This window comes from Sphingobacterium sp. UBA2610 (genome assembly GCF_002339225.1).
GTDB lineage: Bacteria > Bacteroidota > Bacteroidia > Sphingobacteriales > Sphingobacteriaceae > Sphingobacterium > Sphingobacterium multivorum.
In genome coordinates this window covers 73,341-99,005 of record NZ_DDKA01000019.1, presented here as the reverse complement: position 1 = coordinate 99,005, position 25,665 = coordinate 73,341, and the positions used below count along the sequence as shown (strand labels likewise).

Sequence of the window (25,665 nt, the reverse complement as noted above, 5' to 3'; positions counted from 1 at the left end):
ACATGCGATGTGGAGGATTATCAGATGCAAGGAAAGTATTTCTTAGTTTATTTTCAGTGAATACGTGATATTAATACCGCCAGCGGCAAGCATATCGTGTACCGAACAATATTTTTTAACAGCTAATTCAGCTGCTTTGGCTGCTTTTACTTCATCAATTTCACCTTTTAGGAAAAAATTGATGTGAATATCTGTAAAGACCTGTGGAATTTCTTCGCGTCGTTTTCCTTCCACCTCAACCTGGATATCGTCAATTTGCTGGCGTTGTTTTACCAGTATACTATGGAGGTCAAAGACGCTACAAGAACCCAGTGCCATTAAAACCAATTCCATTGGACGAACACCTTTTCCTTCGCCGCCGATAGCTTCTGAACCATCGATGTTGACTTTCACGGGGGATAATTCACTGCTGGCTTCGAAATGCACAGCTTGGTTGACACGGTTTAATTTGATTTTCATCTTATTCTATTTTATTCTTTTTTGCTCGTTTAGGCTGTGGAACGTGAAACGAGTTTTTTTCTGTTCAATCTATACTAAACAAACTTAGATAAATTACCTTTTATATGCAATATAATTGCGTAGTATATAAAAGTAATTTATCGATCTCTCCTCTGCCTATTGAGGAACTTATTTATAGAGGAAATATACAAAAAAGGCAGACGATTATTCGTCTGCCTTTTGTCAGTATGTAGATCACTCTTTATTTTGTGACGGTATCGGGTAGTTTGACACCGCGATATTTCGCTACATCAACCTGTGGAATCTTTGAGCCATATTTAGAATTGATGGCGCTGATAAAGATGTTCGCCATTAGGGCGTTTCCAATTGGTGTTAAGTGAATACCATCTAAAGAGAATGCATTTCCGGTAATGTATTTTGCACTCACCGCTAGTCCGTTGATACGAACACCTCCTTTTACATTATTCAAGAATTCATGCACATCAGCTAAAGCTAGACCTTTTGAATTTGCAGCAGCTTTGATGGCTGCATTATACTCGTTGATGCGTTGTACGACCGTTGCTGTTTCGCTTACATCAAGCACGTATTTGTCTTCCACGGGGTTCAGTGGGTGTAAGCCGTACGGAATTTGTGCCGCATTTGGTTTCCCCAATAATCCTGTTGAAGAGAAAGGGAGCACAAAATAATCTTGATCAGTAGCTGCACGAGGACCTGACTTTGTTGCAATGTAGATATTTGTTACCGGTGTCGGCGGATTTGTTGCATTCACAGCTGCCAATAAAGCAGCACGGGTTACCGTCGTAAAATAAGGTGTTGCTGTTACATCTGGAATTGTTGCTAGTACTCCTTTTTGTCCGCCAGCGGTTAATGTCGTCACATAGTTGCCCAATAATGATGTGAATAGCGCAGTGGAGGTTAATGTTGATGTAGGTCCATCTTCTACGCCACCATTTGTAGCCCAGCCTAATGCATCGTTGTTACCTAGGGCGAAACTAAAAAATGTGTGATTTTGCGCTGTGGAATAAGCAAAATACGTTTTCATTGCATCAGCATCAGGCAGCAAGCGTTCGAAATACATATTTCCAGCCTGTGATCCTATTCCAGCTACAAAAGCCATATCCATACGCATGCCCGGTACACCAAGGTTGTTGATCGGATCGGTATATTTTGTCAATAATTTTGGTGAAGCTGAGCGGTAGGCCAATTTATCCGTTACCTGTGCCGTTACCGGCTGGCCATTGACGAGCGCTGTAAGTGTAATATAACCAGAACCATTGGCTTGATCTTCACTGAAAAACGGCGATTTGAATTCACCACCACCGACTTGCTTTAACTGTTCGGCAATTAAATTTGGATAGGCTACCTTTTGACCTTCCAGATACAGTCCACCATCCGCATACCCAGCAGTCAATGAATTTCCGATGGCAACATATTTTGAAAAATTAAGCGATCCAGCCGAAGGCGTATATTCGTCCAAGGTAGGTTTACATGAGGCGATCGCTAAAAGTGCTAACGCCGCAGCTATATAAAGTTTGTTTTTTTTCATCTTAGTCAAATTTGGCTGTTAATTACCATTTATAGCTTACACCAATACCGGGAGCAAAAATATTTGTCGCATAAGTACCCGAAAGATGACTCTCCACATTGGTTGATTGGCGAGCCACGATGCGCTGGTATGCAAAGGAACCTGTGACGTCAAATTTTGGTGATGGTTTTATTGTAAAACCTCCTGATATCAAATACCTGGTGTTATCTGGTGTCTCCGGATAAACATAAGCACTCTGCTGTACTGGAGTTGCGATCACACCGCCACCTATACGTAATTGCAAGCGGTCGGAAGCAATATATTCCAATCCTGCTTTGACGGATCCTGCTTTATCGTATTTTTTTGGAGAATGCGTATCTTGCAATACCGGCGTATTTTCTTTGTAATCGAAATCTAGCGCCTTATAGATGTCATAATTGATGATTGTTGCATCAAGAGCCATCTTCAATTTCTCCGAAATAGGGAAGGCAACGCCCGCGGCAAATGTGGATGGTAGCGGTAATTCAGCACTGAATTTGTTGCCCGCAGGGAAGTTGCTTGCTACCGATTCAGGCACGTCAAAATTTGCATCTCCATTTTTAAGTTTGGTGACGACTTTAGAGCGGTAACTTACCGATATAGCGAAGTCGTCTTCTAAGTTATAATGAATACCCACGTTATACCCCGTTCCAGTTCCGGTTCCTTTTAGGGTTGCCAGTCCGGCGTGACCGTCCGGATAGAATACCGGAACAGAATTTTCGAGGTCTACGGTACCAACGTTGTATACAAAACCACCCCCAACACTAAAATTTTCAGTCAGTTTGAAACTCAATGTGGGCTGAATATAGATTGCACGTAGCGAAAGGCTGACCAAACTGAATTTACCTACCCAATCTTTCCCCCAATCGACGGCCCCACCGTAAGGTGTGTATACTCCAATACCGGCTTTCCACCAGGAGTTTTTAGGGCCGAATGCAGCAAATAATGAAAAAGGAGTTGAAATCTGATTTCTAGTATGATAAACAACTGTACTGCCGACCTCTTGAAAGGCAGATTTGTACATCACGGCATTACCGGCAACTGAAATAGCGTTATGGTCCATTTTTGCTAAAGCACCCGGACTATAAAAAATGGAAGACTCATCTAAAAAGTAAGCAGAACCTGCTCCCCCCATTCCCACAGCTTTGGGACTTTGTAGATTCACTTGAGATCCTTGTGCAAACAGGAGTGACGGACTTGCACAAAGTATTGAAAATAGCAGTTTCTTCATACTAGTGTTTATTTTTGGTTAACATTCCTCTTTCAAATACAATGCTAACATAATAAATGTTTGACTAAAATTAATAAATGTTGTGTAATATTTTTTTTGCTCGTACCTTTAAGTGCAAGGATACTAAAAATTAAACGATCATATTATATGGCTACAATCACTTTTAAAGGCAATCCAGTAAACACAAAAGGCAGTTTACCACAGGTTGGCGAGCAAGCCCCTGATTTTAAATTAACTGCAGGCGATCTTTCCGATAAGTCTCTTACAGACTTCAAAGGAAAAAAAATTGTATTAAATATTTTTCCTAGTGTAGATACCGGAACTTGTGCCGCTTCCGTACGTGCATTTAATAAAGAGGCTTCTCAGTTGGATAACACTGTGGTGTTATGTATATCGAAAGATTTGCCTTTTGCACAAGGCCGCTTTTGTGCTGCAGAGGGGCTAAATAACGTAGTGACATTATCAGAGTATAAAGATTCAAACTTTTCAGATGCTTATCAATTGGCTATTGCGGACGGACCTTTGGCAGGTTTATTAAGCCGTGTTGTCATCACATTGGATGAAAATGGAAAAGTATTGTACGAAGAGCAAGTCGCAGAAATTGCTGATGAGCCAAATTATGCTGCAGCGATCGCATCGTTGAATTAAGTAGGATAAGAGTGAATAAAAAAAGCCTTTGCTTATGCAAAGGCTTTTTTAGTTAATGTATATTCGCTAACTATAACAAAGCGAATGTTTATTTTGTTTTCTCTAAAGCCTGCAAGATATCGTTGATAATATCTTGTTGATCTTCCAGACCCACAGACAGGCGGATACTGCCCGGTTTGATGCCCAGATTCAAACGTTCTTCTTCCGACAATTTTGAGTGTGTCGTTGAAGCTGGATGCGTTGCGATTGATCTTGAATCTCCTAAATTAGAGGTGTATAAAATCATTTCCAAATGATCTACAAAGGCTTTTGCTCGCTCAAAACCACCTTTGACAACAAAGGTTACAATACCGCCACCAGCTTTCATTTGTTTCTTGGCCAGCTCATATTGTGGATGGCTTGGTAAAAATGGATATTTTACATCCTCAATTTCCGCATGATTTTCCAATGCCTCGGCCAAAGCCAATGCGTTAGAACAATGGCGATCCATACGGATGCCCAACGTGTCTAAACTTTTTGATATGATCCAGGCATTGAAAGGCGATAATGCGGGGCCTGTATGACGGATAAAGAACATCAATTTATCGATAAGCTCTTGTTTTCCGACAACAATACCGCCCAAAACACGACCCTGTCCATCCATATATTTGGTCGCCGAATGGATAACCAGGTCAAATCCATATTGAATCGGTTTCTGAAGATAAGGTGTGGCAAAGCAGTTGTCGATCGACAGAATGATATGAGGATATTTCTCCTTGAATTTACCCAACCATTCCAAATCAACCAATTCCAGACCTGGGTTGGATGGCGATTCTAAAAAGATGATTTTCGTATTTGGCTGGATTGCTTTTTCCCATTCTTCGGGATTAGCGGCGTCTACGTAAGTTGTTGTAACGCCCCAACGTGGGAAGAGTTCCATAAATAACTGATGTGTAGAACCGAATATTGCACGTGAAGAGACAATATGGTCTCCACTTTCGATAATTCCTGCAAAGGAGGCAAATACTGCTGCCATACCTGACGCAAAAGACAATCCTGCTTCTGCACCTTCAAGAATACAAACTTTGTTGATGAATTCTGAAGTATTTGGATTAGCATAGCGGGAATAAATCATTGCATCCTCTTCGCCAGCAAAGACCGCCCGACCTTGTTCAGCGCTGTCGAAGATAAAACTTGATGTAAGGTATAAAGGAGTCGAATGTTCGCGAAGTGCTGAACGATCGACCTGTTCACGTATGATTTTAGATTGATCTTGTTTCATGATGTGTAAAGGTACGAGATGAAATTTTTATATTTGTATAATTAGCAATGAAATAACCCATTTTATGAAAAAAATATGGCTTTTGCCTTGTACTATATTCCTAGTGCTTTGCTTTTCCTGTTCAAAGGATGAGGAAGGAACTTTTGAACAAAGACCAATGCAAATTCCGATCTTGTATCTAGAGTCATCTACCGCTGAATTATTTATGTCTAACGTGAACGAAATGAAATTGAGTTATCGTGGGAAACAATTGGATCGCATTATAGGAGGATTTTTAGAGATACCTACCACGAACGGATTTGCCCCCTTTTTTACGGATAAGGTGTACTTAAACGGAAATCGGATGATACTTGAAAAAAAGAGTTTTAATAAGGAACTTATATTTTCAGACAGACAGAAGTTATTATTTGAGGGCGGGAAAATTGTCGAACTTATCAATACATAGGTGATTTGCTAAAAGGGGAATACAGCTACGTTGACGAGCAACTCAGGTCCTAAAAAACGTTCTATTTTAATTCAGCGAAGAACCTAGATAGCCTCGTTGTAAGTTATCCTAATTCAGCTTTTAAAACTGTTCAGATATTTAGTGACTATGATGCCAAGCCTAATGAGATCAAAGGAGTTATGGTGCTGGAAGAGTTTCTCCCCGAGCCTTGTCGACAAACAATTATTTAAGAAAAAATACAGTTTCGATTTCTGAAACTGGCGAGCGGGTTCAAACTGGCCGGGCCACATGTGCTGAACAATTGTTCTACTAGTGCCAAGTATTATTACAGCATTCATGTTTTGCATATTTTAATCAATCGATTGATTAAAACAAAGAATACGATTTGACCTAGGGATAAATTCTGTTGGAGCTGAGCATCGATCGGTTTTGTACGCAAATGTTACATACAGCATTTTGCAAAACTTCTTATCTTAGGGCTTTACAACCTAATTTTCTAGCACATAAATATAGACTATGTTGACAATCTTGTTATCCTCCATTTTACTTTCCAGCGGGCCTGTAGCCAAATCAGATACTTTAAAAGCTTACGGGGCTCTGCCAACCGAGCGTCAATTAAAGTGGCAAGAGATGGAAACGTATTGTTTGATTCATTATACGCCGACAACTTTCCAAAATAAGGAGTGGGGTTATGGTGATGCACAGCCCTCATTGTTTAATCCTTCGGCTTTTGATGCAAATCAAATTGCTAAGGCAGCGGCAGCGGGTGGTTTCAGGGGCTTAATTAGTGTGGCAAAACACCATGATGGATTCTGTTTGTGGCCAACCAAGACAACATCCTATAGTATCGCTTCTTCGCCATGGGAAAATGGAAAAGGTGATATGGTCAAAGATTTTATGCAAGCGACCCATCGAAATGGGATGAAATTTGGTGTATATCTTTCTGCTTGGGATCGTCACGATGAACGTTACGGTACTCCGGCCTATGCTGAAGCCTACAGACAGCAGCTGACTGAATTGATGAGCAATTATGGCCCTTTGTTTACATCCTGGCATGATGGAGCAAATGGTGGTGATGGCTTTTATGGTGGCCATGAAGGAAAGCGTATCATCGATCGAACAACTTACTATGAGTGGCATGAAAAAACCTGGCCAATTGTACGAAAATTACAGCCTGAAGCGGTTATTTTCTCAGATATCGGTCCCGATATGCGTTGGGTGGGTAATGAAAAAGGATTTGCTGCTGAAACTTCATGGGCAACATTTACGCCAATTGGCTTAAACGGAAAAGTCGCTGTACCCGGAGCGACAGAATCACATAATGCCGAAACAGGTGACCGTAATGGTAAATATTGGATACCTGCTGAATGTGACGTGCCACAACGTCCGGGATGGTTTTATCATGAAGAACAAGATAGCCGTGTAAAAACACCAAATCATCTTTTTGAGATCTATTTAAAATCCGTTGGAAGAGGAGCATGCATGAATCTTGGCTTAGCACCGATGCCTTCTGGTACATTACATGAGAATGATGTGAAGTCGCTGCAGGCTTTTGGAAAAAAAGTGAAGGAAACTTTCCGTACCAATTTAGCCAAAGGAGCGACCATCACGGCATCCAATACCCGTAATAGTGATTCGAAATCCTATGGTACTTCCTTTATTACAGATAACGACCGCTATAGCTATTGGGCAACAGACGATTCCAAAACATCGGCTACATTGGAAATAAAATTAAAATCCCCTGCGAAATTTGATCTTATTCAGTTAAGAGAGAATATTAAGTTGGGACAACGTATAGATAGTGTCTCCATTGAACGTTGGGAAAATAACAGCTGGAAACCTTTGGCCAAAGCAACAAGTATCGGCGCAAACCGCCTCATCAAACTCGAGCAACCTCAAACTGCAAGTAAACTACGTCTTCATGTTTATGCTCCGGTAGCAATCACGCTCAGTGATTTTGGACTGTTCAAGGAGTACAACGAACCCTTTGCATTTAATACCAAAGAGGTGAAAAAGCTGACAGGGTTTAAGATTTCGACAGGTAGATCCAATAATAATGCTTATTTATCTGACGGAAAACCAGGTACTTTTGCGACTGTTGCCGATCAAGGTGTAATCGTTGTCGCTACAGACAAACCTGTTTCTGGTATCGGCTTCCTTCCTCGTCAGGATGGAAAGAACGTAGGGACACCAACACATTATAAAATATCAACCAGTACCGACGGAAAAACATGGACCCTTGTTAAAGAGGGCGAGTTTTCCAATATTAAGGCAAATCCGATTTTGCAACAGGTGTTTTTCGATACGAACAGCGCAACCAAGTTTATCAAATTTGAACCAAAACAATTTATTGATGGCAATGAATTGGCCATAGCGGAATTTGAATTGTATGGTAAATAGATTTTTAATGCTTATCGTGGTATGTATATGTCATACCACAATGCTTTTTGCCCAACAAAATCCACTCGTACTTTGGTATAATAAGCCCGCGAAGGTTTGGGAAGAGACCTTGCCATTAGGAAACGGACTTATCGGCATGATGCCAGATGGAAATCCTAGTCATGAAAAGATCGTACTCAACGAGATTAGTATGTGGTCGGGCAGTCCAGAGGATCCCAATAATTATGAAGCCTATAAAAATGTTGAAGCTATTCAGGCTCTGCTTAAGGCCGGTAAAAATGATGAAGCCGAAAAACTGGTCAATGAAACTTTTGTGACCAAAGGCAAGGGATCTGGTTTTGGTAATGGTGCAAAGGTTCCCTATGGCTGTTATCAGTTATTCGGTGACCTTTTGCTGGATTATAAATTGCCCGCGGGAACGATCGAAGAGTACAAGCGTTCCTTGGACTTAGCGACTGCCTCGGCACAAACTTCATTCAAGATAAACGGACAACAGTTCCAACGTCGTTATTATACTTCTTTTGACAATAATGTAGGTATTATCCAATTGAACCAACATAACGATGAGGTACAGCAGTTAGGCATATCATTCCAGCGGCAGGAAAATATTGACCGTTACACCTTGTTGGACGATGGGATTCTGATCGAGGGATTTTTGCCTGATGGAAAAGGAGGTAAAAATCTGAAATTCGTTGGATTAATTCAGGTTAAAGGTAAAAATCTGCAGATCAGCAAAAAGGATAAAACCTTAGAGGTGTCTGCAAAAGGTGGTCTCACGGTCTATTTCTCAGCAAGTACTTCCTATTATGGGAAGGATCCTTTACCTGTTGTCAAAGCGGCTGTTGCAGCAGCAAAAACTGCTGAAGAACAGAAAATATATAAAAACCATCTTGCTGCCTATCAAAAAATCTTTAATCGGGTAAGTCTTAATCTGTATGGAAATACAGCGAATAACGCTATTCCGACCAATGAACGCATTGCTAATTTTTATAAAAATCCGGTTGCTGATCCCGATTTGGCAACGGTTTATTACCAATATGGAAGGTATTTGAATATTTCAAGTGCTGCCCCGAAAAATACAAAAGCGCTCCCGCCAAACCTTCAGGGACTATGGGCTAATCAGATCAATACACCTTGGAATGGTGATTATCATCTCAATATCAATGCACAGATGAATCATTGGGGCGTGGAGGTCAATAACCTGAGCGAATATCATAAGCCTTTTATTGAAATGATAAAGCGGATTGCAAAAACTGGCGAGCAGACAGCAAAGGCTTACTATAACGCACCGGGTTGGGTGGTCTATATGATGACGAATATCTGGGGGTATTCCGCTCCGGGTGAGCAGGCTTCCTGGGGAGCGAGTACGGCCTCAGGCTGGCTATGTAACCATCTCTGGGAACATTATCTGTTTACCGGGGATAAAAATTACCTCAAAGAGATTTATCCGATACTCAAAGGAGCGGCAGAGTTCTACGATCATACATTGGTTCAGGACCCTAAAACAGGATGGTGGGTCACTTCACCGTCGGTGTCGCCGGAAAATGCTTTCCGAATGGCCAATGGAAAAGTTGCTGCGGTTGTGATGGGACCTACCATTGATAACCAGATCGTACGGGAATTATACCAGGCAGTGATTCAAGCTGATTCTATCCTTACGACGAACGATAGTTTTGCCGGCGCCTTGAAAGCGAAGCTGAAGGATGTCCCTCCGCCTGTAGTCGTTAGCCCATCGGGGCGCGTGATGGAATGGCTCGAGGACTATCAGGAAGTTGAACCTAAACACCGACATGTATCACATTTATATGGTCTGTATCCCGCAGCATTTATCTCGCCACAGACGACACCTGAATGGGCTGACGCAGCACGTAAGACTTTAGCTGTACGTGGCGATGAAGGAACGGGCTGGTCTAGAGCCTGGAAAATATTGTTTTGGGCGAGATTACAGGACGGTGATCATGCACTCGAAATTCTAAGGCAGTTGCTTAAGCCCGCTTTTACCAATGAAACAACCTATCAGGGAGTCGGGGCAGGTACCTACCCTAATTTGTTCTGTGCGCATCCGCCTTTTCAGATAGACGGAAACTTTGGCGGTGCAGCCGGGATTGCCGAGATGTTGATACAGAGCCACAATGGTTATATCCATCTATTACCTGCGCTACCCAAAGCCTGGTCAAAGGGTGAAGTTAGCGGTCTCAAAACCAGAGGAAACTACACTGTGGATATGAAATGGGAGAATGGAAAGGTTTCCGACCTCCAGATTAAAGGTAAAAAAGGAAAGATTCGTCTATTTGAAAACGGAAACTATAAAGATTATGAAGTTCGTTAACTATTTTTGCTTGATTTCTGTGCTGGCCTTGGGGACGACAGCCTGTACCCAAAAGTCCGAATCGGCGAAGACAGCCGCCTTGTTGAATAGCTTTAGCTATAAGATTACCGGAAAAACCACTGCCGGGGATGGGACTCAGGTGAGCCTCGTCGATCACGATAATAAACTGCAGCAATTTGTAAAAACACAGGTTGCTAATGGGCAATTTGTTTTGGAAGGCGAACTTGCCATGGCCGGATTTTACGATATTCAGATTAAGGGTATGGAGGCCTATACGTTATTTGTCGAAGGCGGGAGTGACTATGATCTGAGTGAAAACCAGGGCAAGTTTACCTTGACAACCTCTTCGCAGAATGCCAAGGATTTCATACAGTTCAATGCGAACTATAAACAGCGTGAAGAGGAGGAAAAAAATAAAACGGCAAATAAAAGCCAACGGGTAAGGCAGCTGGAGAGTCAGTTGCCTTCGATGGCTGCAAGAAATGATGGTTCCTATGAGAAAACAGTCGATGAAATACAGCGCTTAAGTGGTAATGCCGCATTTAATCCACGCACACTATACGCCGATTTTATTCTCGATAGTACCCACCGTTCATCCTTAGTATTGCCTTATTTTTTTAAATACATCTCCTTGGATCAGACGAATTATAAAAAATTCGATGCCGCATTGCTGAGTTTTAATACGGATTTGCAGAAGCATCCTTATGTTAAATTTGCCCGCGAAAAGGTCGATAGGGTGAAAGACTTCTATGAAAATATGCCTGTATTTCCTGCTATTAGCCCGATGAATGTAGAACGGGATAGTTTGAATTTAAAGAATATTTCAAAGGCTAAAATGCTGATTGCCGCGTTTTGGAGAACTTCCAATACCAATAGCAAGGCCGATATGGAGATGTTACGGAAAAAAGAATCTCAATTGAACGCTATGGGGGTAAGGGTTATCTATTTTTCGCTGGATAAGGATCTGGATAAATGGATCAAATCAAGTAAAGAGCTTGCACTGGGCAAGCAGAGTTATTTTTTCAATTATAACGACCAAGCAACGATGGAAAATGATTTTGGTATAGATCGTACGCCAAGTTATCTATGGATAAATCCACGGACTTTCCAAATTTTATCCTTGAGTGGTGAGGACCCAGCGATGCCACAGTTTTTAGGGAAGGTAAAGGAATTTCTTGCTAAAAATTAACGATTATTGTCTTAAAAAATCTTACATTTGAATTAACTGTTTAATATTTGTTATTTCAATACGTAATGAAAGTCGTTCAATTTACAGTTCCGGTAGTTTACCAAGGATCTATTTGTGTGCAGGAAGATATTCTGCCTTCATTCTATAGCAACTACCACCGACACAAGGAAATCCAGCTGACCTATATCCTGAAAGGGCGGGGAACCTTTATGATTGGCAACTTTACACATAGTTTTGAAGAGGACGAGATCTATATCGTTGATGCGGATGAACCGCATATGTTCAAAACGGGGGAAGATATAAGGGATGGCATTCATGCCATCCATATTTTTTTCGACTACGAGCATTTTAAACCCTTTCTGGATTTTCCTGAATTTGATGATGTTAAATATTTTCTGGAACACATCAACGTCAGTAAAAAATTGGATGCGGAGCACTCCGTTGCGTTGAAAGAGAAGTTTGTACAGATTAACGTGAGTGCGGGCATAGATCGCCTCCTCTCGTTTGTGAAGTTGATTAATTTTTTAAGTAAAAAAGTAGATCAATGGACTTCGCTGTATACAGGTATTCCACAAAAGAAGTTTTCCGATGCCGAAGGATTGCGAATCAATGAAATATTCCAATATACTTTCCAGCATTTTGGAGACAAGATTTCCTTGGAAGATATAGCAGCGGTAGCACACATGACACCACACGCATTTTGCAAGTATTTTAAGAAACATACCCGGAAAACCTATGTGACCTTCCTCAATGAAATCCGGATTGAACGTGCCTGTAAAATGTTGATTGACGAATCTTCGGAAAGTGTTTCTAATATCGCTTTTAAAACAGGATTTAACAATGTTGTCAATTTCAATCGGGTGTTCAAGAAAATAACCAAACTGTCGCCGAGTGAATATGTACAGGAACATCGTATGCGCTACTAGGTTGTTTGGCGGATGTTACTATGCCGTTTAATGGAATAGTCTATGGGGGTTTCCGATCTATAGCTGGGTCCTCATGCCGTTGATTTTTGGTATGCTCCCCTCCGCGGAAATCGGAATAATGGTTTTGTTGACAATATCGAAAAAAGACTCGTCACTGTTAATTTTAAGAGCAATGACATCGCGATGCGCGAAATTGGACATTCCTTTGCCCAGCTTTCCGATGAGTATTGGACTGGTAATCCATATGCTATTGAGTCTGTAAACCGCTCGCAATCGGCAGATGCAAAGCAGGTCCACTGGAAATGCTGGCTTGGAAAAGACGGAGTTGGTATTTGGACAAAATTGATAAGCCAAAGAATATTCAGGTTAAAATAGACAAGAAGAAAAACACAGTACAGTTGACGGTAAAAGATAAAGTCGATGCGCATTATAGCTATATCTGGATGAATGAAGAAGGTAATCCGATCTATGAATGGGACGAATTTAATGGCGAGTATGTACGTCCAACAGGGATGAATAATGTGCTCAAAATGAAATTAACAACCTCTTCTGGAAAGATATACGTTCAAAAAATAGATAAAGAGACCACTGGCAAAAGTGAAAAAAGGATTGTAACTTTTTAGTTATACTATTGGAGTGAAATGATTTATAAGTTAATTTTAATCTGCCGGTTAATTAACTTATAAATCATTTATATTTATGAAAAGAAAATCCAAGTCAACTTGGGGAATTCTTTCATGTGTATTCATCCTGGTTTTAGCCGCAATGCCTTCGTGCAAAAAGCATGTAAAACTTCCCGATGAAAACGATGAAACAATTCATGCGGTAAAATTCAAAGTCAAGGATTTTGAAGCGATTGTTACTCCTCTAAAAAAACAATCAACCACGGCAAAACGAGCTGCGCTGAGCGGAGCTTCTTCCGAAAACGAATTGCTGTATCATTGGACCTTTGATAACAGCGATGTTGTTCCCGAAAATGCACTTGATGATGCCGTTGTGATCGATTACAACAATGGAAAGACAGACTATGATTTTTTAGGCGGTTGGCCTGCAACGGGAAAAGCCATTAGTTTCAAAGGTGGTAAAGAGATCCTAGTCAAAATCCCTGCCACAGGTATTCATTCGCTGGGTAGCTGGACCTTTGATTGCAATAGTTCGAGTACAGGACCAAGGGCACTGCTTTTGAGTTATTCCCTGGATAAGGGGAATAGTTTTTTGATGCTCTCGGATACAATCAATTATCCATCGAATGTGTCACTTTCAGCCAAAATCCCTGTGAGTGCATCATTGGCAGATATTTCGCTTGGCAACAGCAAGGAGCTCTGGTTGAAAATTTCATTATTTGCCGGTAGCAGGGACGGAGGAGCGGGCTACAGCCCAACGACTGGTACATTCAAGATGGATAACTTGATGGTTTACGGACAAGTCAACCCGGCCGCTTTGCCTAGCAAATTTTACTACCATGTGTTTGATGCAAAATCGAAGGCTATGATCAAATCGGGCGTACTTAATTCGCAGGAAGCTTTCGATGTTGAATTGCCGAACGGAACCTATTACCTAAGTCTGATTGCTAAAAATTCGACATTGCCGCTGATCCTGGCAGGGGAGGTGGATTTTGAGCACTTTTATGCGACGAATGCTTTTTCAGAACAATCTGCAGAGTTATTTGCTAGCCGGGATACCTTTGAGGTTAAAGGGGCTATGGAACGGGTCCTAAACTTAAGTCGGATCTACAGTGAGGTCAAGTTGACTTTTACAGACAGCGAAGATCTGAGCGCAATTGATAGTATTCAGGTGAAGCAGCTTCATCCTGTGTTTCATTATTATCCTTTTATGACGCATAGTAACGACCAGGTTGATGAAAGTCTTTTGACGGTTATCCCACATTTTACGGCAGCTGATCAAAGTTTTTCGTTCAACCAATTTATGGGCTATTATCTCAACAATACCGCTATTAAATATCAGTTCCAAGTTTTCAAGGAAGGTAAATTGCTGCGTACATTTGAACTGGAAAGCGAAATCCGAAATAATGTTCAAATACAGTTTAAGGGCAAATTGCTGGAGACTGCCAATGGGAATTTGGGTTTTCAGATCGTGAAGAATGAACAGTGGGACGATCATATTGTGATAGAATACTAGCACAGTTATTGTACTTAGCATCTAGCCGCCCTACATCTATTAAAACAAAAAGGTGTCCAGCAATGGACACCTTTTCTGTGATAGCATATTGGCTATATCAATTTTTTTAGCAAGGTATTCCAACCAGCCAAGTCATTCAATATTTTTTCAAGATCGGCAATGGCAACACGTTCCTGTGCCATCGTATCACGGTGACGGATGGTTACGGTGTTGTCTTCCAATGAATCGTAATCGACTGTGATACAGATTGGTGTTCCGATTGCATCTTGACGACGGTAACGTTTTCCAATGGCATCTTTTTCGTCATATTGAACGTTGTAATCCAATTTTAGTGTATTTAGGATCTCACGTGCTTTTTCTGGTAAACCATCTTTTTTGGTCAATGGTAAAATTGCAGCTTTTACCGGTGCCAATGCTGGTGGAAATTTCAATACAACACGAGAATCTTGTTTTTCTGCTGTAGAAAGATCTTCTGTTACCAAAGAGTTACATAATACAGTTAAGAAAAGGCGGTCCAATCCAATTGAAGTTTCAATGACATATGGAATGTAGTTTTGATTGATCTCCGGATCAAAATATTGCATTTTCTTTTTAGAAAATTCCTGATGTTGTTTCAAGTCAAAATCTGTACGGGAGTGGATACCTTCAACTTCTTTGAATCCGAATGGGAAGTTGAATTCAATATCAACTGCAGCATTTGCGTAATGCGCTAATTTATCGTGGTCGTGGTAACGGTAGTTGGATGGATCGAAACCCAATGCCAAATGCCATTTCAAGCGTGTCTCTTTCCATTTGTTATACCATTCCAATTCAGTACCCGGGCGGCAGAAAAATTGCATTTCCATTTGCTCGAATTCGCGCATACGCATGATAAACTGGCGGGCAATTACTTCGTTACGGAAAGCTTTACCAATTTGGGCGATACCAAAAGGAATTTTCATACGTCCTGTCTTTTGAACGTTCAGGAAGTTGACGAAAATACCTTGTGCAGTTTCAGGACGAAGGTAAACCTGATCAGCTCCATCTGCCATAGCACCCATTTGGGTTGCAAACATCAAATTAAATTGACGTACTTCAGTCCAATTTTTGGTACCTGAAACCGGACATACGATATTATGTTCTTCAATGATGGTTTTCAGTCCAGCTAAATCGTCTGCATTCAATGCGGTATTCAAAGCGTCTAATAGGGCAACAGCTTCAGCTGTCTTACCATCTGCTTCATAACGTGCAATCTTATCTTCGATCAATTGATCGGCACGGTAACGTTTTTTTGAATCCTTATTGTCGATCATTGGGTCGTTAAAACCATCAACGTGACCAGATGCTTTCCATGTTGTTGGGTGCATGAAAATTGCGGCATCAATACCAACAATGTTTTCGTGCAATTGCACCATGGATTTCCACCAATAAGTCTTTAGGTTGTTTTTTAATTCCGAACCCAATTGACCATAATCGTAGACGGCACTTAATCCGTCATATATTTCGCTCGATTGAAATACAAAACCGTATTCCTTCGCGTGTGATACTACACTTTTGAAAAAGTCGTCTGTCTGTTTGCTCATAAGTGGCAAATATAGATATTAGTTTTAGATTTTAGATATAAGATTCTTGATAAGAGGTATTCTTTAAATGCCTAAATCACGGATCTGCTGGGACGCATTTTTGTTATCTACTTTTTTGATGATATGCTGGATAATGCCATCTGCATCAATCACAAAGGTTGTGCGTGCTGTACCCATATATTTTTTACCATACATGTTTTTCTCTACCCATACCCCATAAGCCTCCACGAGACTTTTGTCTTCATCGACAAGGAGCTGGAAAGGTAATTCGTGTTTAGTGATAAATTTTTTATGTGATGCTTCGTCATCCACACTTACGCCGATGATTTCATAACCTTCCTTTTTCAGGGACTGATAATTGTCTCTGAAATTGCAGGCCTCCGTGGTGCAGCCTGGTGTATTGTCTTTTGGATAAAAATATAAAATAACTTTTTTCCCTTTGAAATCCGAAAGATGTACCGTTTCACCATGTTGATTTTTTGCACTGAAATCCGGTGCTTTCTGTCCTATTTCTAGTGTTGCCATATTATCTTGTATTTAGTCGATTAAGATACGAAATTATATAAATAAATCTATCCTAGGTAGCTTATGCCCCGATATCTGCATTTTGGTTAACTTGCTTGATTAAACTCATGAGTTTGACAACATTGTTTTCGTCAAATAATCCAATAACTCCGCTATCGTCGAGTTCGGTGAAAGGAGGTTCCATGAGATCGGTGGTTTCCAGATAACCGTTGGTTACGAAATAACGTATTACAGTATCCATAAACTTGATCTGCTTGGCCGAAAGGTTAGCTTCGCCAATAAAATTTGTGAAATGAGCCTGTATAGCCTCTTGATCCAAGCCGATGATGGACCGAATAAAAGTCCCTAGCGGCTGATCGCCAAATTCTTTTATAAACTCCTCTTTGGACCCTAGTGCCTCCGCGACGAGGTATTGTTCTAACTGCTGTAATTCGAAAGCATTGATCGGTTGATTTTTATGCAACTTGTCGATCACAAGATGATGCTTATTCTTCTTGATAAAGGCGGTTACTCGATCTTTATAACTTTGTAGATTTTTAAAATTTGCGATAATATCATACCCGACAATTTCTTCCTTTAAAAGATTATCATCAAGCTTTGTATAAATGGGTTTAATATTATTTTCCTCTTTGAGCAAGTGTATTAGATCTCGAATTTCCTTTCGTAGATTTTCAACTTTTGATAATGATATTTCTTGCCAAAAATCTATGGAGGCCATCTCCATTATGAAGACTTCTTTAGTTGCCACGGCAGGTACGTTTCGCTTTTTTAACAGTCTCTTTCCTATATCCATAAAGTTCTGGATCAGGGCTGTCTGCCGCGGAGATTTATTGATCATTGCTGCTTGCAGCTATTTAGATCGAAACGTTTAGCCATTTCATCTCTGTCTTCTGTGTAAGGGATGAGATGAGATAGCTCGGTTTCAATAGCAATGATGGCAGATTTATTGAGGTTGTCCCACTTGCTTCGATCTGCAAATTGATGCACTACAGCGAGATGCTTTCTGACCTCATACCGAGCTGTATCCAACTGCGCTACTTTGGCATGTAGTCCATCGATGTATTCCTTTGCTAAAGCTAAATCAAGGCTATTAGCTTCGGCATTCTCCTGAATAAGGTTAGCAACATGTAATTGTTCCAGAAACAACAGTTGACTTAAAGGTCTTTGCGTATTCGTTTGATAACCGTCTGGATTCTCCTGAAAGAACTCAAGGTTTCGGCAGTAGTCAAATAGTAGGAAGAATTTTTTATCCTCATGGGGTCCAAATAAATCACGACGTAAACGAGTACCGCGACCGACCATTTGCCAAAACTTGGCGTATGATTTTACCGGTTTAAAAAATATGAGATTCAGTACGCTAGGTGCATCGACTCCTGTATCCATCATATCGACCGAAATAGCAATCTGAGGTTCTAGTTCTTCTTTGTCATAACAGAACTTTTCAAGTAAATCTTGCGCTTTGTCATTGTAATTGTCAATGACCCGGCAAAAGTTGCCTCCATATTCGGGATAGTTTTTGTTAAATCGATCTTCGATAAAAACAGCATGGCGATGGTTTCTGGCAAAAATAATCGTTTTTCCCACCTTATCACCAGAAGCTACTTTTAACCCATTATTCATTAGGTGATCCAAAACGAGATCTACCGTAGGTTCGTTAAATAAGAAAGAATTAATCTGAGAAGCTCCAACTTCAAATTCCTGAAGGGCTTCATCAGATACCGCTGTCAATCCCAACTTTTCCTCTAATTCGGCCTTATCCTCATCGCTTAAATCTTTGTACTTCACGCCATCCCTTACCATCTGTACAGGGACAGCATACGAGCGTGGCGGTACTAAGAAGCCGTCGTTTACGGCAGTATCTAATTCGTAGGCAAAAGTTGGTATATCATCCTCTAATTGAAAAAATGAATACGTATTTTTATCAAGATCTTTTTTTGGTGTAGCCGTTAACACAATCAATAAACCATCAAAGTAATCGAAGATAGATTGGTACTTTTGATAAATGGAGCGGTGTGCTTCATCGATGAAAATAGCATCAAAGTGACCTACACCATAATCGCGACTTTCACCTTCCATTTGGTTATTGATAAGGTTCATCATGGTTGGATAGGTCGAAAAGACAAGCCGCGTGTGGCCTGTTTCTTTTTCTTTGGTCAAATCCACTGCTGACAAGTGTGGTAAATGCTCCTTAAATGCATTTTTAGCCTGTGTGACCAACGCATTTCTATCCGCCAGGAAAAGTATACGTTTGGCCCAATTGGATTTAGTAAGCATATCTACAATGGCCGCAGCAGTACGTGTTTTACCAGAACCTGTTGCCATTACCAATAAAGCACGACGATTTGTTCCCCTTAGTTTATCATTCTTCACCGTTACAAAATGCTCCGAAAGCCGCTGTATTGCCTCTAACTGGTAATATCTCCCCGCGATGGCAGCATTTACTTCAAATTTCCTGATATCCTTTCGCGATTCCCTTCTTTTGATCAACGTCTGTAACTCCGATTTGCTGTAGAAACCATAAATCTGTCGGGGCGGGTAGAACTGGTCATCCCATAAATACGTTTCATACCCATTGGAGTAAAAAATAATAGGCGTTGACCGGTGCTTTTTTCTAGACAATCCGCATAAAGTGTGCCCTGATGTTGGCCCTTATGCACATCATGCAATGTGCTTTTAGCTTCAACAATTGCTAATGGTTTGGCATCATCGTTCCAAAGCACATAGTCGATGTATCCTTTGCCCGAAGGATTCGTTGATAAAGGCATTCCACTTACCTCAAACTCCAGATCGCGGGGCTTTTGTAGATTGTCCCATCCAGCTTCTCTCAGATAAAGATCGATGAGCAAGCGACGCGTCTCCAGCTCAGTTATGAGCACGGGCGGCGCGGGGAAAGCGGCGATAACTTGTTCTCGTTCTTCCTTTCTGTTGGCGAGTAGTGATTGTACCTCTTCCAACTGTTTGCGCAACACTTCATTCTGCAATAAAGCCTTTTGTTTTTCTTTGTAGGCTTCATCTGCAAGCTGCTGCGCTTCTTGATAAGATTGATTTAATTCTTTAACTTTTTTTACATTGATATCATCGACCAGACCACGAGGGATTAGATTCTCATCGAATTGTGCTTCTCCCGGAAATCTTTTGGCGTATAATTTTGCTATCCAATGTAAAAAGTTGTACATGCATTTAAGTGCATGTAAGGCCTCTGTATCTTTAATTGTTTTTACGTTATTCCCTTTTCCTGCGTGCGAAGCGATATTGCCTAATAAACGAACAGTATTCAATTCTTCCCGTACAGAGGACCTTATATTTTCACGGAATGAGTCCGTATGCAGCAGACTATTGATCGATTTGTCAAATGGCATTTCAAAATCCGAGTCATTTTCGTAAAGCCAAAAAAGCGACATCTCTAAGGTAGAGCGGCATAGCATCGCCGCAAAACGTGGTGCTATAAAAGTATGCTGTTATGCCTGCGTGATTTCTTGGTAAATAAGAGGAAACTCTTCTGCTAAAAATTCAAAATTTGATGCCATTTATTTCTACTCAATTTTCTATCTATATTGATATGGTTTTATCGCTGGATGAAAGGATACCTATGGAAGATACACTAATTATCCTTAAATCATTAAGAAAATGCCGGAAACTTTATTTTCTTTTCAAGTTCTTCACGCCACTCATCCTGATGTGCCATTGTTTCATTGATTTTGTCACGATAGTATACCTGATACCAACTCTGTTTATGAAAGCCTTTAATCGCCTTAAAAATACGCTCGGAATGAATCATCAGCTTCTTAAAAAACTCCTCTTTCGGTTCACGATGATTGTTCAATATCTGACTTAGAGACACAGGTGTAATATCCAAATCTTGTGCAAACTGTTGTTGTTTTTCGTATATGGTATTAATATATGTATTTAAAAATGACGTAAATTGATGTTGCACATCACTTTCAGCGGAGTTCAAGTACTCGTCAATTTGTAGTTTTAGCTGCATCAATTTTGCGCGCATTATATCCTGTTCGGACGTTCTAGCCATCCTATCCCTTCTCGCCTGCATTAACAGTTGAGCATCATTTTGTTTTTCCTCCTGCGAATTATACCTCGCGTCTACGCCATATTCGACCGTATCCAAAAGCGTTGTTTTTTTAGTTGTCATGGTCATAAAGTTCAATTAATTCAAAAATCTCCGGAACCTCTAAACTAAGTGTCACTCCGGTAATATTCATTTTATATTTGTCGATATAATGCTGTGCGATTTGGGTTTTGGGGCGTAATGAAATACAGGCCCATTCACCAAAATCACGTACCGCAAGTTTGGCTACGTATGTCAATAAGTTGCCAATAATCCTGTCGTATATTTTAGCTGCCCCCACATTTTCTACCGATGCGGTTAATAACCTCACATGGATCCGCATCTCATCTGGGATTCTTTCAAAAGAAATCAAGCCCAATATATCGTCCTTCCCTTTAATCGTCAATTTAAATATTTCAAAAGCAGCTTCCTCATTCCAATCAAAGAAATACCTGTTGGCAGGTAAGTTTTTGAAATCGATCTTTCGAACCAGAGCAATTTCGATTAAATGGGACTGACTTGTAGCGACTTCGATAATATTCACAACACAAATATAACTAAAAAAGTTTACAGATAATGTAAACTTTTTGTTCTAATATTGGATAAAAATGGACGGAGACTAACTTACCAACTCACCTTTGAATGCTTTCTGCAATAAGGATTGAAAAAGCTCTTCGGACTTCTCTGCATTGGACTGGGCTTTGAGCTGGTTGATAAGCTCTATTTTTTTAGCGAAGGCTTCTTGGAGATGGAGTGGGGGATTAATTATTTCATAATTTTTAATCAAACCAGCATTAAGGTTAGGTTGATTTCCTCCTCTGCCTAAACTCCTCAAGTCTTCATAATTTTGCTTTAATAATTCGAACAAATAAGCATAATTCATTTTTTTTGAGGGAGATATAACAGCGCAAGCTTGATTCGTTGCGGCATCAATACCCAGAATACCGATTTGCCCTCTTGTCTTCCCCTGTCCATACATTGCAATAATTATCGACCCTTTAGGGTAAATTCTACAACTGGAAGACTTTAAAGCTTCTTCGGATATTTTTTCGTCTGTCTCTAAGATCGTTGTACCTCTAACTTCACCAGTTTTTACCCAGGGAATATTGCCAACATAAAAACTATCATTTGATCTGCTAGGGGTACTACCGGAAGAAACATTTGATAGGCCACCTATCTTTATCACCTCCCAGCCCTTCTCATTTCTAACCGGATCGCCAAACATATCAATAAAGATAGCTTGCGCAAGTTCGTTGTATTTGGTTTGTAGATCTTTGTCTTTGCGACGTAACTCATCCGCCTTGTCCAAGATTGTAGCTATTTTTTCTTGAATAGGGAATGGGGGGAGTGGGATTATAGATTCTTTTAAAAACTTAAAGTGACGGCTGTATCCCACATTGGGGAGCTTTATTGTTTTTAAGAAATGAAACAAGTATTTGGAATCTAGTTTTTGGCATGGTTCCAAAACTTTAACACCATCAGCGCCTAGAATAAAATCAAAATCAACGTATTTTATACATTTAGAATGATCTCCAAATACGACAACAGGCTTAACAACTTTAACTGTTAAATCGTCATCAAAATATCCACCAATAAACTTTTCACCCTGATCTATTATCGCATACTTTCCTTTCTCTAAATATTTATCTTGATTTAATTTTTTATTCCCTCCCGTAACGTCTTTTACAACATCTGTAAATTTAACTTTCTCCCACATACTACAACAGCCCTTTCAATTCGTTTAACAATATCTGTCTCTCCCGATCAATCTCTGCTATCTGCTCAAGGATGACTTCTGGCTTTTCATAGCTTAATTCTTCATAGACCACTTCTTTATATCTATTGATACTCAAGTCATACCCATTATCGCGGATTTCCTGCGCTGGCACGAAGAATGACTGATCCGTACGGCTGCGATCTTGCTCGATAGCTTGGTTATGGTATTGTGTGATAATATCTGGAATATCATTAGTCGCAATAGCATTGCGCTTGTCGTCCAAGCTATAACCATCGGCTTTCATATCGTAATACCATACCTTGTCAGTGCCGCCCGAATTGGTTTTGGTAAAGATCAGAATTGCGGTACTTACCCCTGCATAAGGTTTGAATACCCCTGAAGGCATGGAGATTACAGCTTGCAATTGTTGGTTGTCCACCAATTCTTTGCGAATGGCTTTGTGCGCAGTGGATGATCCAAACAAAACGCCATCAGGAACGATCACAGCAGCACGTCCTCCCAATGTCATCATGCGTAGCATCAGACTCAAGAAAAGAATCTCGGTTTTCTTCGTATTTGTCATTTGGAGCAAGGAGCTCTCGACATCATTTGCATTCAGCGCGCCCTTAAATGGTGGATTGGCTAAGATAAGGGAGTATTGCGAATTGACATTGTTTCGCTCTGCTAATGCGGACCCTGAGAAAAGTACCGGATTCTCAATGCCGTGCAACTGCAAATTCATCGAAGCGATGCGCAACATGGAGGGGTCAATTTCCATTCCGTTGAACATATTGCCGTAGTAGTGCTCGCGGAAAGCTTTTTCGAGCAACCAGTCTTCATGCGTTTCTTGGATGTACTCAGCAGCGTTTACCAAAAATCCCGCAGTTCCCATTGCTGGATCACAGATGGTATCGTCTTGCTGGGGTTGCATCAGCTCCACCATCATGCGGATGATATGTCGTGGAGTCCGGAACTGCCCATTGGTACCTGCCTCGGCAATTTTACTTAGCATATACTCGTATAGATCACCTTTCGTATCTCTGTTACTCAAAGGTAATTTGTCGATCTGTTGTACTACGCTATCTAACAAACTTGGATTCTCTATCATGAAAGTTGCGCCTTTCATGTACTGCGAAAATTTACCTCCTGCAGTACCGAGCGTACGCATAAAGTCAAATGCCGTCAGGTTCTCTAGATCTGTTTGTGGTATACGAAAGATATCCATCATGCGCTCAGGATCTAAGTCTTTAAAATAAGACCAACGTAGTGATTTCTGCTCTTCGGTGTAGATATCTGCTTTTTTTGAGCTTCCTAATAATTGTTTTTCTTTGTCAATCGTAATCTGCCTGTCATCTAATTGTTTTAAGAAAATCAGAAAGGTAAATTGTTCGATAAACGGTCAAGGGATTGGAAATTCCCCCTGTCCAGAAGTCATTCCATATTTTATCTATTTGGGATTTTATTTCTCCAGTAATCATCAGTATTGGGGTAATTTGTTGTTTTTTTTCCCCTGTAAAGGTAAAGATTTGTTTTTGTTCTTTATTTCCTAAAAGTTTGCATGCAGCCTTTTAAGACTGAATTTTATAATCTAACTCTAACTAGAGCTCGGTATATACAAAGGGTGGGCCTTGCTGTGAAAAATCGGGAGACCAACGATCTGCGATAAGGCTTCTTGTCCTAATATACACAACTGAGGCCGTTCCTTGTTAATAAGGAAACTTTATAACGTATGCATAAAGGGGCTGTCTTACGTCTGCTACATATAAGAATAGCTGACCGTTTGTGACACCGCAGGTTGAAAGTGATTTCAAGTACAAAATCTATATTATGCACAACTAGTTTCTCACGCGCTCAACACTACTAAAAGTATATACAATAGGTGGGCTTGCTCTTGATATAAACTTACACAAGTGGCGCTCGCTTTAAATCTGTTTAATAAGAAATATATCAATACCAATTTTGTCAATGTGCTATTCAGCTTTAATATACCTATCATAAGATCAAGGTTTCCCGAGAAATCCGTCAGAGCCGGTCGAGATCTGTAAAAGTGATAAACCAATTAAACATGGATTATGGAAAAAGGAACTTTGACGCAAGAAGACGAGGAACTCATGGGGCAATACGGCGAATACAGACAGATTAAAAAGGGAGCTTTGCTCCACAGAGAGGGAATGGTAGCAAACTATGCATCAACTCAAAAACTCACCCCAGAAACGCTACGAAGATTTTGTATCAAATTACCCCAATATCTACAATCGCATTCCGCTTTATATGATCGCTTCTTACCTAGGTATTTCAAGAAAAACACTGACAAGGGTTAGGGGCGGGAAATAATTAGTCACTTTATCACCATCTACACTCCTGATAAAAAGGTTTATCAAAATAATGATGATAAAAAAGGCTAAATTAACCGTAGTTCAGTTAGCCTCTTCTTACAACGTTGACAATAAAAAACCTTATGGATTGGTAGACCACAAACTAAATTCTTTTACAAAAGCACGTTTTGGCAATTTCAGATGGTGTACGACTAGGGTCGCCAAATCTTCCGGCTGTAATACTTTTTCTTCGTTTCCATCGGTGAAGTTGGCGTTCACCGTCATATCTGTGGCAATGGTACTCGGGTTGATGGTCGATACACGAATGTTGGACTTGCGGCCTTCTTGCATCACACTCTCGGTAAGATTGATCACCGCTGCTTTTGATGCTCCGTAGGCACTCATTTTTGCAGAACCTTTCAAACCTGAGGTAGATGCTATGTTAATGATATCACCACCATTGTTTTTGACCATTTCCGGGAATACCTCGTGGATCATATAATACGTTCCAAATACATTTATTTTGAAAGATTGCTCCCATTGCTCAACTGGCAATTCGTTGATACCTCCTACAGCCAAAACTCCGGCACTATTGATAAGAATATCAATAGTTTCAAAAGTTTCCAAAATACTTTTTACCGTGTCTTGTACACCTGTATAATCTGAGACATCCAAGGCATAAGTTTGCACTTTTACATCGCTGTTAATGGCGCTGATTTCAGCAGCTACCCGTAACAAATCTTTTTCTGTACGACCTGCCAGAGCGATATTGACCCCTTCTTTTGCCAATTCCAAAGCCATCGCTTTACCTAACCCTTTACCAGCACCTGTGATAAGGGCATTCTTATTTTTTAAATCTTGCATATTTCTATTTTATATATCGCAAAATTCT

General features: G+C 40.4%; 23 protein-coding genes. 9 read left to right on the top strand and 14 right to left on the bottom strand.

Features of this window, described 5'->3' with window-relative positions; translation table 11 throughout:
* Window positions 1-42: 42 nt before the first annotated feature.
* The 3 genes from B4Z47_RS13170 to B4Z47_RS13160 form a co-directional block, all read right to left on the bottom strand.
* Window positions 43-459, bottom strand: a complete 417-nt coding sequence (locus B4Z47_RS13170; RefSeq protein WP_070570243.1) for an OsmC family protein — start codon at window positions 457-459, stop codon at window positions 43-45.
* Window positions 460-700: 241 nt separating this feature from the next.
* Window positions 701-2,005, bottom strand: coding sequence for an SGNH/GDSL hydrolase family protein (locus tag B4Z47_RS13165; RefSeq protein WP_046673692.1), 1,305 nt, complete (start codon window positions 2,003-2,005; stop codon window positions 701-703).
* A 22-nt stretch (window positions 2,006-2,027) separates the two neighbouring features.
* Window positions 2,028-3,254, bottom strand: coding sequence for an OmpP1/FadL family transporter (locus tag B4Z47_RS13160; RefSeq protein WP_115046477.1), 1,227 nt, complete (start codon window positions 3,252-3,254; stop codon window positions 2,028-2,030).
* Between the two features lie 147 nt (window positions 3,255-3,401).
* On the opposite strand from B4Z47_RS13160, the gene tpx reads away from it, so the two are divergent.
* Complete coding sequence (gene tpx / locus B4Z47_RS13155; protein WP_070570237.1) at window positions 3,402-3,902, top strand: thiol peroxidase; 501 nt, start codon at window positions 3,402-3,404, stop codon at window positions 3,900-3,902.
* 88 nt (window positions 3,903-3,990) lie between these two features.
* On the opposite strand, the gene B4Z47_RS13150 is transcribed toward tpx, so the two are convergent.
* Window positions 3,991-5,163: a trans-sulfuration enzyme family protein gene (locus tag B4Z47_RS13150; RefSeq protein ID WP_286727408.1), complete on the bottom strand. Its 1,173-nt coding sequence runs from the start codon at window positions 5,161-5,163 to the stop codon at window positions 3,991-3,993.
* A 64-nt stretch (window positions 5,164-5,227) separates the two neighbouring features.
* Between B4Z47_RS13150 and B4Z47_RS13145 the strand changes: the two genes are divergently transcribed.
* The 7 genes from B4Z47_RS13145 (at window position 5,228) to B4Z47_RS13115 (ending at window position 14,591) form a co-directional block, all read left to right on the top strand.
* Window positions 5,228-5,608 carry a hypothetical protein gene (locus B4Z47_RS13145; protein ID WP_070570233.1) on the top strand — a complete coding sequence of 127 codons (381 nt, stop codon included), beginning with the start codon at window positions 5,228-5,230 and terminating at the stop codon, window positions 5,606-5,608.
* 516 nt (window positions 5,609-6,124) lie between these two features.
* Complete coding sequence (locus B4Z47_RS13140; protein ID WP_286727407.1) at window positions 6,125-8,008, top strand: alpha-L-fucosidase; 1,884 nt, start codon at window positions 6,125-6,127, stop codon at window positions 8,006-8,008.
* Window positions 7,998-10,337, top strand: a complete 2,340-nt coding sequence (locus B4Z47_RS13135) for a glycoside hydrolase family 95 protein (RefSeq protein ID WP_286727406.1) — start codon at window positions 7,998-8,000, stop codon at window positions 10,335-10,337. Before B4Z47_RS13140 ends, B4Z47_RS13135 begins: the two co-directional genes overlap by 11 nt.
* Entirely contained in the window at window positions 10,324-11,526 is a 1,203-nt protein-coding gene (locus B4Z47_RS13130; RefSeq protein ID WP_286727405.1) for a DUF4369 domain-containing protein, read from the top strand. Before B4Z47_RS13135 ends, B4Z47_RS13130 begins: the two co-directional genes overlap by 14 nt.
* A 65-nt stretch (window positions 11,527-11,591) precedes the next feature.
* Window positions 11,592-12,452 (top strand): helix-turn-helix domain-containing protein, encoded by an 861-nt coding sequence (locus tag B4Z47_RS13125; RefSeq protein ID WP_286727404.1) that lies wholly within the window; start codon window positions 11,592-11,594, stop codon window positions 12,450-12,452.
* A 302-nt stretch (window positions 12,453-12,754) separates the two neighbouring features.
* Window positions 12,755-13,075 carry a hypothetical protein gene (locus B4Z47_RS13120; RefSeq protein ID WP_286727403.1) on the top strand — a complete coding sequence of 107 codons (321 nt, stop codon included), beginning with the start codon at window positions 12,755-12,757 and terminating at the stop codon, window positions 13,073-13,075.
* A 76-nt stretch (window positions 13,076-13,151) separates the two neighbouring features.
* Window positions 13,152-14,591, top strand: coding sequence for a hypothetical protein (locus B4Z47_RS13115; RefSeq protein WP_286727402.1), 1,440 nt, complete (start codon window positions 13,152-13,154; stop codon window positions 14,589-14,591).
* A 92-nt stretch (window positions 14,592-14,683) separates the two neighbouring features.
* Here the strand turns inward: B4Z47_RS13115 and B4Z47_RS13110 are convergent, their stop codons facing one another.
* The 9 genes from B4Z47_RS13110 to B4Z47_RS13070 form a co-directional block, all read right to left on the bottom strand.
* A complete protein-coding gene (locus B4Z47_RS13110) occupies window positions 14,684-16,153 on the bottom strand; it encodes a glycine--tRNA ligase (protein WP_070570217.1) in 1,470 nt (489 codons plus the stop codon).
* 63 nt (window positions 16,154-16,216) lie between these two features.
* On the bottom strand, window positions 16,217-16,678 hold the full coding sequence (bcp, locus tag B4Z47_RS13105) for a thioredoxin-dependent thiol peroxidase (protein WP_070570215.1): 462 nt from the start codon (window positions 16,676-16,678) through the stop codon (window positions 16,217-16,219).
* A gap of 61 nt (window positions 16,679-16,739) precedes the next feature.
* The gene (locus B4Z47_RS13100) at window positions 16,740-17,516 is read right to left on the bottom strand and encodes a type I restriction-modification enzyme R subunit C-terminal domain-containing protein (protein ID WP_201640059.1); all 777 of its coding nucleotides are present in this window, start codon (window positions 17,514-17,516) and stop codon (window positions 16,740-16,742) included.
* Complete coding sequence (locus B4Z47_RS13095; protein WP_286727401.1) at window positions 17,513-19,165, bottom strand: DEAD/DEAH box helicase family protein; 1,653 nt, start codon at window positions 19,163-19,165, stop codon at window positions 17,513-17,515. The genes B4Z47_RS13100 and B4Z47_RS13095 overlap by 4 nt, the downstream gene beginning before the upstream one ends.
* Window positions 19,162-20,124, bottom strand: a complete 963-nt coding sequence (locus B4Z47_RS13090) for a DUF4145 domain-containing protein (protein ID WP_286727455.1) — start codon at window positions 20,122-20,124, stop codon at window positions 19,162-19,164. Before B4Z47_RS13090 ends, B4Z47_RS13095 begins: the two co-directional genes overlap by 4 nt.
* A 173-nt stretch (window positions 20,125-20,297) precedes the next feature.
* Window positions 20,298-20,825, bottom strand: coding sequence for a helix-turn-helix transcriptional regulator (locus B4Z47_RS13085; protein ID WP_083296129.1), 528 nt, complete (start codon window positions 20,823-20,825; stop codon window positions 20,298-20,300).
* Window positions 20,815-21,285: an N-acetyltransferase gene (locus B4Z47_RS13080; protein ID WP_070570208.1), complete on the bottom strand. Its 471-nt coding sequence runs from the start codon at window positions 21,283-21,285 to the stop codon at window positions 20,815-20,817. Before B4Z47_RS13080 ends, B4Z47_RS13085 begins: the two co-directional genes overlap by 11 nt.
* 75 nt (window positions 21,286-21,360) lie before the next feature.
* Complete coding sequence (locus B4Z47_RS13075; RefSeq protein ID WP_286727400.1) at window positions 21,361-22,458, bottom strand: restriction endonuclease subunit S; 1,098 nt, start codon at window positions 22,456-22,458, stop codon at window positions 21,361-21,363.
* A gap of 1 nt (window position 22,459) precedes the next feature.
* Window positions 22,460-23,686, bottom strand: a complete 1,227-nt coding sequence (locus tag B4Z47_RS13070; protein WP_201303586.1) for an HsdM family class I SAM-dependent methyltransferase — start codon at window positions 23,684-23,686, stop codon at window positions 22,460-22,462.
* 844 nt (window positions 23,687-24,530) lie between these two features.
* Between B4Z47_RS13070 and B4Z47_RS13065 the strand changes: the two genes are divergently transcribed.
* The gene (locus tag B4Z47_RS13065; protein ID WP_070570204.1) at window positions 24,531-24,779 is read left to right on the top strand and encodes a hypothetical protein; all 249 of its coding nucleotides are present in this window, start codon (window positions 24,531-24,533) and stop codon (window positions 24,777-24,779) included.
* Between the two features lie 135 nt (window positions 24,780-24,914).
* Here the strand turns inward: B4Z47_RS13065 and B4Z47_RS13060 are convergent, their stop codons facing one another.
* On the bottom strand, window positions 24,915-25,637 hold the full coding sequence (locus B4Z47_RS13060) for a 3-ketoacyl-ACP reductase (RefSeq protein WP_070570201.1): 723 nt from the start codon (window positions 25,635-25,637) through the stop codon (window positions 24,915-24,917).
* Window positions 25,638-25,665 lie beyond the last annotated feature (28 nt).